This is a genomic window from Sphingorhabdus sp. (genome assembly GCF_046292425.1).
Taxonomy (GTDB): domain Bacteria; phylum Pseudomonadota; class Alphaproteobacteria; order Sphingomonadales; family Sphingomonadaceae; genus Sphingorhabdus_B.
In genome coordinates this window covers 1-9650 of the sequence record NZ_JBKBQV010000081.1, presented here as the reverse complement: position 1 = coordinate 9650, position 9650 = coordinate 1, and the positions used below count along the sequence as shown (strand labels likewise).

Here is a 9650-nt window from a genome sequence, read left to right as displayed (position 1 = left end):
GTCGGTTGGCCGCCAACCGACGCGCACGTTGGGTAAGATTTCAAGCCCTGCAAAAGTTGAATGCTCGAACTTAACTCCCGCTGTAAAATCGACCAGAGAATTTACTGCAAAGGTGTCTTGCACAAACCCATTCACGATCCAAAGCCGTGCACTGTCGGGTGTTAGTCGGAAGGGATTAAGGTTATTGATAAAAAGGTCTTTGGTGGTGCGTGCACCAACACCTGTGACCAACCGATGGGCTCCTAAAGCAGTGTTAAACTGCACCTCACCATCAAACGTTTCTAACTGATCCCGGACCAAAATATAATCTCGTCGGAAAAAATCATAATAACCCTGAAATGAGATACTTGATTGATCTCCAAGGCTTCTTGTCCACCGGCCTAATAAGTTTCTACCTTTTTCTCCGTCTTCTTTGACAAGCTTGGTATCGGTATCAAAGATGTCACCTTGGAAAGTGAACTGATCTTGCAGGCCGCCTGCGTCCATACGGAAGCCCGCTTGCGCTCCCCTAAAATCATCTTTGGCATCACCAGACGCGCCGCCGGGCAGCCCGGAGCGGTTGAAATAATTCGCATAAACCCGGACCGCAGCACCGTTCCCAATGTCAACGCCGTAGCGCAGACCAGCAGTTTGCTCATTTGACGCGACCGTGGCGCGGGCCAGTCCGCCGGTCGTTTCTAGCGCGCTCTTTGTGCTGATATTGATAACGCCATTTACAGCGTTCGGACCATACAGCGTTCCACCTGGTCCACTTACGACTTCGATTTGTTGAAGGTCATCAAGCAGAGGATTATGTAGTTCCCAAAAGACCTGCGCCGCAAGCGTGGAGTAGATGCTTCGTCCGTCGATACGTGCAAGAAGTTTGTTAGCAGTTTCAAAGCCGTTAAACCCCCGCGCACTTATAGCAAATTGCCGGGCATTAATCCGCTGAACATCTAGGTTGGGTGCCTCACGCAGTAATTGCGGGAGTGAAGTAGCGGGACTGCGTCGGATGTCTTCTTCTGTAATGACATAAAGTGCCGCTGGAGCCGTAGCGAGAGGCTCTGCACGTTTTGATGCTGAAAAAACCTCAATTTTAGTCAGTTCCTCGATTGATAAATTAGCAAGCTCCTCGATTCCAAAATCATCGGACCTCTTTTTGTCGTCAGCCAATGCAGGTGCCGCCAGCAGGGAAAAAGCTGGGAGAGCAAGCCAACGAAATATACCATTTAATGACACCCAATGCCTCCGACTTGCATTCACGTTCCACGTAATCGAAATTGTCGTGATCAAAAAGAGCCGCAAATTTGATTGCCGTGACGGATTACGGGCTTTTTCATCAATCCAATTATGAGCGTACCACAGTAGAAGCAATAATTTTGATGTAAGTATATGGAGTAAAAGGATCTTGATTCTAAAATAATTTCCAGCAATCGATTGTATCGAAAATATGTTGATGTGATGCAGTGTTCAATTAAACAAAGTGTCGGCAAAAGATTAGGTTGAATTAGTCGAAGATCCAACAGCAGCGGATGGGGAAACAATTATGCATTATCCTGACGCCCTTATAGACGTACAACAGCTTCTCCCTGCTCCAGCTTTCCACGATTCCCATTGCGAATATGTTTGGTCCGGCAGCAACCAGATTGCGCGTCGAGTCTTGGCAGGTCTGCGGTGGCAACCCTGAACATATTGACATCTTGGCAGGTTTTGCTGAGCGCACTCTTCATCAGCTCCGCCGCACTGGCGGCGGTTGCCACCGACCCGTCGGCCGCCGAAAAGGCGGTAAAGGCCACTTTCCTTGTTAAGTTCGCTTCCTATATCGTCTGGTCGGACAATGCACTACCAGCCGATGCGGCCATTAACATTTGCGTCGTTGGCCCCGACCCGTTTGGTGCGGTATTGGATCGAGCGGCAATGGGGCGGGAAACCGGTGGCCGCCCTGTCGTTGTACGGCGGGTAACGTCGCCCACTCAAGCAGTCGCGTGTCATCTCGCTTACCTCGGGGGATCATCCCGTGAGGTCTCGTTAGCTCGTTTGGCGCTAGGGGGACGCCCCGTCGTGACGGTGTCCGATTCCCGCCAGTCGAGCGTAGCTGCCATAATCCATTTTCAACTTGTCGGCGGGCGTGTGAAATTCGATGTGGATACAGTCGCCGCCTCCCAAAGCAATATTAGTATCAGTTCAAAGCTTTTAGCACTTGCGCGTAAGGTTCGGAGGGAGGGCACGACATGACGGCCGGTAGCGTTCAAGAAACACCTTTTAATCCCGGCGACCCTAAACCATTTTCCATGACTACACGCACTCCTCGTCGATTCGAGCTGTCTCAAATTATAGTAAGTTTGCTGGCAATTGCGGTGCTGTTGCTGGGACTGGTGACGGTCGTGCAGTCTGACTACGCTTATCAGGTTGAACGAGCGGAACGCGCTCAAGTTAGAGCGCGAATACTAGCGGAGAGCGTTACCGCAGCTGTCGATTTCGGTGATCCCGGAGCGATCAAGGACTCTGCCAGAGCGTTTCAGGCTGATCCAAATGCCCGCGTGGCAGCAGTATATGACGCAACGGGTAGACTACTGGGCGGTTTTGCGAGGTCGGGCGAAATATTACCAAAAAATCTTCCTGTGACCGAGGAAGCTGACGCTTCAATCCAAACCTATGCGCCAATTAACGGAGATGGCTCTAGGATAGGAACTGTATACCTCTCCAGCGATGCCATTCCGTTTTTCCGGCGGTTCACCCGTTTCGCGTTAATCGGTGCTTTTGCGGTCGCTGCATCGCTCATCGTTCTGATACTCGCTATGGTGCAAAGGTCGCTCCGTCATGCAAATAGCGACCTTGCGAAAGCAAATGCTGAACTTCGAGCAGAGGTGGATAACCGCGAGGTGGCTGAGGCCAAATTGCGTCAGGCACAGAAGATGGAGTCTATTGGCCAGCTAACCGGCGGTATTGCTCACGATTTCAACAATATGCTCGCAATCGTTATCGGAGGGCTCGATATGATTGAGCGGCGGATTGGTGATAACGATAGGGTCTTGTGGGCAGCTAGCCAGGCACGGGAAGGAGCAAATCGAGCTGCTGACCTAACCCGCCGTCTGCTAGCTTTTGCGCGTCAACAGCCTCTTCAGCCGCAAATCATCGAGGCCAATCAATTAGTATCGAAAATGTCCGAACTGCTCCGCCGAACTCTTGGCGAAGGTATTTTGATCGAAACCGTGCTATCTGGCGGGTTGTGGCGAACGAGCGCTGACCCCGGACAACTTGAAAATGCTGTGCTTAATCTCTGCGTCAACGCACGCGATGCAATGGGGGGGTATGGCCGACTGACGATTGAGACCCAAAATGGGCATTTGGATGATGCCTATGCCAGCCGTCACGATGACGTGACGGCTGGTCAATATGTCGTCGTCGCAATCACCGATACTGGGCCGGGAATGTCACGTGAGATAATCGAGCGAGCTTTCGAACCGTTTTTTACAACAAAGGACGTCGGTAAAGGCACCGGCCTGGGGTTGGCTCAGGTACATGGTTTTGTCCGCCAAACTGGGGGCCACGTCGCCATTTATTCCGAAATCGGCCAAGGAACCACCATCAAGATCTATCTACCCCGTTACCACGGAACTGAAACAACGGCGTCGGTTGATCCGATCATTAACTCAGTTCCACGTGGCTCGGCCGACGAAATTATCCTCTTGGTCGAGGACGAATTTCAAGTGCGGCAAATGTCAGCTGAAAATCTGCGCGAACTTGGCTACACCGTGCTGCAAGCTGCAAATGGCAATGAAGCATTGGTCATTCTGGCACAACATCGTGACATATCTCTGTTGTTTACAGATATCGTCATGCCCGAGATGAATGGGCGGCAGTTGGCCGACAAAATGCGGGAAATTGTTCCCGATCTGCCTGTGCTATATACGACCGGGTATACTCGCAATGCTATTATCCATAATGGCATAGTCGATCACGGGATAGCTTTCCTATCGAAGCCTTTTACTATTGAGCAACTGGCACGCAAATTGCGCGAGGGGCTGGACGGAAGGAAACCTGATCGATGATAGGTTGATTGCAGTTAAAATCTGAACAACGGAACAATGCCCAGATGCTTAGCTTCATCGCTGTCTTCATCACCAGCGTCCGTCAGCGAGGTGCCAAAATCTTTGACCTTTTCAACCTGCCTGTCGTTTTTTTCATTAATGTTGTAGTCGCTATCTCTAACCGGTGAAGAAGTGTCGCCACGCGTGCGCTTTCTACTTCGGGCTTTTCGAGCTGTTGCATTCAACCCACCTCACAACCAAAGACGATGAGGTATGTCGTCGTCCAGTTTTGTAACCACCCTTCAGAACTCTCCCGCTACCGTATAACTACCTATCTGCGGTTTTTCCGATCGTTAAAGATCATCGTCGCAGCATTCGACGGATGCAGATGTCCGATCTCGCTTCTTGTTGGTGATGCCCTGGCCAGTTTGGGACTTAGCGCTTGGGCGGCGCTACTTAAAAAACCGCTGGACGGTTATATGGAGAGATAGAATGTTCGACATCTGTGGACTTCCTCGAGAGTCCGAGGCTGCAGACAACGAAACCATCTTCAAATTTTCCCACCCCCATGATGCGAACTTTGTCGCTCGGCAATGGGCGCATATATTAAAAACAGGCGGCCCCAATAGCTGGCAGGAGCGCGTTGTGAGAACGAGCAGAGAAAATTCGTCATGTCATCGTTAAGGCGGTCTAACAGCCTCCTAAAAGCTATGGGGAGACCTGGCTAATCGGGACGATGAATGATGTTACCGAGTTAGTCGATATAAACCGGCTCGTTGTGTCGGATCGAGCATTCCGCTTCGTTGCTGATAGCGAAGCATGCCGAGCGCTGCCAGGTGCGCGAAGGCTCTACCGAATATCGGGTGCTAAAACCCGACGAGTAGCCACTGTGGATTGAAACTTCTCCTCGGCTCTTGCTTGACGCTAACGACAACTTTATCGGATGTGTGGACGTTGTGCGTGACATTACTCAGGGGCGCGCTGCAGGTGCCCGTATCGCGCATATTGCGCGTCATGACTCGCTGAGGGCCCTCCCAAACCGCATCAAGTTCGACAAGCAATTGGCGCAGGCCCTTTCTAGAAGCAGCGGAAGGCGACGTCCTGCCGTGCTTTTCCAGATCTGGCCAGGTTCAAATCGGTCAACGATACGCTCGGCGATGCAGCGGGCGATGCACTGATAATACAGGTGACAAATTGGCTCATAGCTCACGTATCAGCCTATCGTGGCCATGTTGCGCGCATCGGCGGCGACGAATTCGTTCTTTTCATTGCCGGGGCCGTTCCTGAGAAACTCAAATAACCAGTCAAAAAGCGAGATGCGCCAGAATCGCGTAATTGTCTACCCGCTGCGTTGATTGACAGCGCCATCATTCCACCTAAAGCCCCATGCACGCATGCCCCTGAAAGCAAGAACAGCCGCATAATGTAACTTAATTTGTGAAGTTCGTTGTCCATGCATGCAAATTAAGCTGATGGATTCTGTGTAGGAAACCCATAATGTTAATGGGCCAAATTTTGTGTAGTCTAGCGAGACTTCAACACTGAAAGGCCGCCTGGGGTAACACAGCGTCAGTTCCTCAGGGTTCGCCCCCGTTCGCCGTGCCTTACGTGCACGACCTGTGGGATAATACAGGTGATAATAGGTCGACATAACGTTAAATTATCTGAATAATTACCTTATGTACCGTGTCATGGGTTTAGGGGCGACACACAATAGGACTGAAGAAGTGCATAGTAATATGTCTGCTGTTGGCGACGACCTTGCTTATCTAGGTTGTATTGTAGTTTGACGCTACCTGATCCGCGTTAACCACAGTCATTGCAGCAAGCGTTGTGGCGTCAATTTATCAGATGAAAGTTCAGAGAGATAAGGACCGCATGCAACAAACGGCTGATGCGGAACTGGAGAACATTCGGTTATCTCTAAAACAGTGAGCAAGCGCAAACGGTCGAGCGCAAAATCTAAAAGCGGAATCGAATGGTCATATTAATGTTGTAATTTAGCATCCGACAATAGGGCGTGTCATCTTTTGTTATCGGTGAGTATTGGCATGATGTTTCGTTATGATATGTTGGGTCGAAACACCCTAGTGTCATGTCCATTGCTTTACTCCCCCGCAATGGATGGGGCGACCAGCTGACGCAGCAAGCCGCTCCGCTTATTGCGATGACCCCCGGGTAATAACTCGCACGCGTTTTTATGACGGTGGGTTACGAATAGGCATGACCGTTGGATCAATTCCGGGTAAGGTCTGTTAGCCATTGCCGCTGTCGCCCAGTGGAAGGGGCGGCTATTGTCCAAAAGCCGTCCCAAATGTTGCAGGTAAACCTGCACGAGGCCTTCACAAATAGTGAGATTTAGTGACGGGCTGTTGAAAATAGCATAGCACCTTGTAGCGCCACGCCCTGCTAGTAAAGAAGTGAAGCACCTACTTTGCGTCAACTTCAATTGGTGCATCTTGTGCAGTCAACAGTCTAATTGGAATAACCGAACTAGTCGGGGTGTAAATCAAGAATGCGTTGAACTATCGTTCGCCCAAGCATCTGAATGCCTTGAGCCACATAATTGAACGCCGTACTGAACCTTTTTTCGATAGAAAAGTTATCCACAGGCTAGTTCTTATGCCGGACCTTTGTCATGACTATCCTCGCCTCGTTTTTGTTCATAATCGCATTGTTTGCATCAATTGCCATTATCGTAACGACAATGCGCAGTTCCATGCCACGTATACGTGAGGTAGTACACATCCAGTTTACACCAGTCGTACCACGAGAACGCCGGATAACCGCTGGTGCAATGCGGCGGCTTGCTCCAACTCCCACTGAATCTTTTGCTGATCACGCCCTTCTAAAGCGTAAAACGTTTTGCTGTAACAATAAATCAGTGGCTTATGGATGGGTCGCAACCAAGCAAGATGCTCGTTACAGGGTAAAAACCCGTGCTGCGTAGCGCGCAGGTGTACAGCGCGAAATACAAGATGGCTATTCGCAGCGCACATATTAAACGCACTTTATTTTTGCATTGAACGCGCAAGATATCATGTCAGCATTAGTTTTACATCCTTTTGTTATCAGCACCCCGAAACTCTGCTCTTTTGACGATGAGACTCTGTAACTGAGTTTGCTGTTGCATGTGGACAAATGGCTTCGAAGACTGTTGGTGTGAGGCTTGCGTGGATTGGACCAGAATAAAATCACGCGTTCTAATCAGCCCCGAGCATTCGTTGTTGGTGCAGCAAGGAGGTTGGTGGCATGATCAGTGCAGTTGAGCGAGCATTGGAGTTGGCTAAAAGCGGTGATTACCAAACGATTATTGAAATAGAGCGAGAGCTTCGTAAAGAAGGCTTCGACAACGTTTTAGAGCATTTGGATGGAGCATTTACGAGACGCCAGCTTATGGCAGCTATGAAAGCTGCTAATCTTACCGAGTTGAAGGTTGGCCACATGCAAAATAGGATATCTGGTAAGAGCCGTGGTTAAATAATCTATAATGAATGTGACAGCTAAGCAGCCACTTTAAATTTCAAGAACGGTCGACAAGCGAAGCCGACCGCCGTCCACGATCGGTCGCTGTTCGTTGTTGGGTGCGATCTCAGAAATTGTTCGTAACAGTGGCCGCCGAAAACTGCGCCATATGTTATTTGGTTGGGTAACGGTGTGCAATATCGTCTTGCTAGTCACGACCACGCTTGTCCGTCATTATCCAGCCTGCACAAACGCGCGTGGAACGACAACGGTAACTTCAAGCAGGTCGTCAGAAATATGGAAGTTGCATTGTCCCCCGAGTTGATGTTCAACCACTGTATGAACCATCTGCAGACCAAATCCCTCTTTCAGTCTGGAGGGATCAATAGAACGGGTAGGCTCACGCCAATGAACGACGAGTGCTTTATCTTCTATCGCGCACGTTAACTCAATTACCCCAACATCTGCTGCCAAAACCCCATGAATACGCGCATTTGCCGTTAGTTCGTGGATAACCAAACCAAGCGGCTGTACAATTTCCGGCGCTAACTCAGCAGCGCTTTCATAACCTGCTATTCTGTCCGCGACCTCGTGCGCCGCTAATTGCTGTTCTATCAGTTCAGTCAAGCTCACAGATTGCCAGCGCCGCTCCGCCAATAGACGATGCGTAAGGCTGAGCGCTTGGATGCGACCGCTAATTGATTGGGAAAGGCGTTCAACGTCTTCGGCTCGGGACAAACGGACGATACTTTGGATCAGGGTTATGGCATTCAAAGTGCGATGATCTACCTCCATCAGCAGCCGGCGCTCGCTGGCTTCTAACTCTTTGGCCCTGTGTTGCGCTGTAACGTCTTCTTGAGACGCGAAGTGGTATAGAACTTTACCGTCGTCACCCCGGATCGCACTGATCAAAAGAGCGTTGAGAAATGGCGTGCCATCCTTGCGGTAGTTTAATAGCTGGATTTCGATGCGATCATCCCCACGGGATAAGGCTTTCTTTATTTCCGCGACATCATTCCTCGAAGTTTTCTCACCTTGTAAAAAACGGCAGTTTCGGCCGATAATTTCCTCAGAACTATAGCCGGTGAGGTCCATGAAAGCCTGATTGGCTAAAATATTTGGGTCATCGGGCTTACGTGCGTCCGTCACAATCATAGGCGTTCGCGTTCTTTCCATTGCAACCAACGCAATTTCGCGTCGGTCCAATGTGTGAAAGTCTCGAGCAGCGGCCGGATCGTCGCCCCGAAAATTTGGAAAATTGTTTGACTCAAACATGGGGGCTCTCGCATTAACTATTAAAGCAACAGCCCGCTCTGACCTTAGTTCCTCGTTTGGGCTACTTGGCAAAAATGAAATACTCGTCTTGACATTGCTGTTCAGGTTAACTTTCCGACCATGGAATTACCCTCGTCCTAACATGCTCGGCATGCCATCCACTCTCGTTAGACATAGCGCCATTTCACGTTCGCCTTGCAAGAGCATTGTATTCAGTCAGCACCATTGGCACCGATCTAAGGCTACGATTAAAAAATTGTTTTGGCTCACCGTATTCACCAACAAACCGAGATGAGACCAAAATACCTGGGTTACGAAGGCCTCTGCGGAAAGTGTGGTGAAGAATTTTTTTACCGGGCAACGCGGCGATATTTTTTGAGCTTATGAAAAAATCAGGACCGTGCTTAAGGGCCCACGCGGTGATGCCAGCATACTCTGCCGGGCTCCATGCTGCCTGCACCATAACTTAACCGTTCTTGCGATTTTGAATTCTCATGCGAGCACATAAACAAGCAAGTAGCGTGGGTCTGCTGCGGGTTCTGCTTTGGGCTTGAGAATTTACACGTCGCTACATTTCGGATTTAGTTTGACGGCCGTTTTTGGTCCGGCAGCAGGACGTCCGTTCTCCGCGTGGCTCTCCAGCTTATTCGATAGGTAACACTTAGCGCATCATGATCGGATAGCATCCGTCCCTCGATCGGATAATTGAACATAGCCGCGATCCTGATTGGCTCGATATGCACACCATTGCCATCGGCAAAGCCTTGCAAGTCTGGAGTGTCCATCCAGGGCTCATCGCTGTCCCATGATTTTCGCACATCTTAACGTTGACGGTTGAAATGGCAGTATCGATGCGACAGTTCGCCGGGTGTCCGGTCGTCCTTATAATCAAATCGGTCA

Annotated in this window: 9 protein-coding genes; 4 read left to right on the top strand and 5 right to left on the bottom strand. The window is 50.0% G+C overall.

Annotated features, from left to right (window positions below; all coding sequences use genetic code 11):
* Nucleotides 1-1218: TonB-dependent receptor plug domain-containing protein (locus tag ACK4S7_RS12710; RefSeq protein WP_409647496.1), on the bottom strand; the 1218-nt coding region annotated here is incomplete at its 3' end.
* Between the two features lie 471 nt (nucleotides 1219-1689).
* On the opposite strand from ACK4S7_RS12710, the gene ACK4S7_RS12705 reads away from it, so the two are divergent.
* Both ACK4S7_RS12705 and ACK4S7_RS12700 read left to right on the top strand, forming a co-directional pair.
* Nucleotides 1690-2214 (top strand): YfiR family protein, encoded by a 525-nt coding sequence (locus tag ACK4S7_RS12705; RefSeq protein WP_409647494.1) that lies wholly within the window; start codon nucleotides 1690-1692, stop codon nucleotides 2212-2214.
* Nucleotides 2211-4031: an ATP-binding protein gene (locus ACK4S7_RS12700; protein WP_409647491.1), complete on the top strand. Its 1821-nt coding sequence runs from the start codon at nucleotides 2211-2213 to the stop codon at nucleotides 4029-4031. The genes ACK4S7_RS12705 and ACK4S7_RS12700 overlap by 4 nt, the downstream gene beginning before the upstream one ends.
* Nucleotides 4032-4045: 14 nt before the next feature.
* Here ACK4S7_RS12700 and ACK4S7_RS12695 read toward each other — a convergent pair whose 3' ends face one another.
* Entirely contained in the window at nucleotides 4046-4255 is a 210-nt protein-coding gene (locus ACK4S7_RS12695; protein WP_409647489.1) for a hypothetical protein, read from the bottom strand.
* 875 nt (nucleotides 4256-5130) lie between these two features.
* On the opposite strand from ACK4S7_RS12695, the gene ACK4S7_RS12690 reads away from it, so the two are divergent.
* Nucleotides 5131-5310, top strand: coding sequence for a diguanylate cyclase domain-containing protein (locus ACK4S7_RS12690; protein ID WP_409647502.1), 180 nt, complete (start codon nucleotides 5131-5133; stop codon nucleotides 5308-5310).
* Nucleotides 5311-7262: 1952 nt separating this feature from the next.
* The gene (locus ACK4S7_RS12685; RefSeq protein WP_409647486.1) at nucleotides 7263-7490 is read left to right on the top strand and encodes a hypothetical protein; all 228 of its coding nucleotides are present in this window, start codon (nucleotides 7263-7265) and stop codon (nucleotides 7488-7490) included.
* A 219-nt stretch (nucleotides 7491-7709) separates the two neighbouring features.
* Here ACK4S7_RS12685 and ACK4S7_RS12680 read toward each other — a convergent pair whose 3' ends face one another.
* From ACK4S7_RS12680 to ACK4S7_RS12670, 3 genes are all read right to left on the bottom strand, one after another.
* Nucleotides 7710-8651, bottom strand: a complete 942-nt coding sequence (locus ACK4S7_RS12680; protein WP_409647499.1) for a PAS domain-containing protein — start codon at nucleotides 8649-8651, stop codon at nucleotides 7710-7712.
* A 283-nt stretch (nucleotides 8652-8934) separates the two neighbouring features.
* Entirely contained in the window at nucleotides 8935-9213 is a 279-nt protein-coding gene (locus ACK4S7_RS12675) for a hypothetical protein (protein WP_409647483.1), read from the bottom strand.
* A gap of 118 nt (nucleotides 9214-9331) precedes the next feature.
* The gene (locus tag ACK4S7_RS12670) at nucleotides 9332-9535 is read right to left on the bottom strand and encodes a hypothetical protein (RefSeq protein WP_409647480.1); all 204 of its coding nucleotides are present in this window, start codon (nucleotides 9533-9535) and stop codon (nucleotides 9332-9334) included.
* Between the last annotated feature and the right edge of the window lie 115 nt (nucleotides 9536-9650).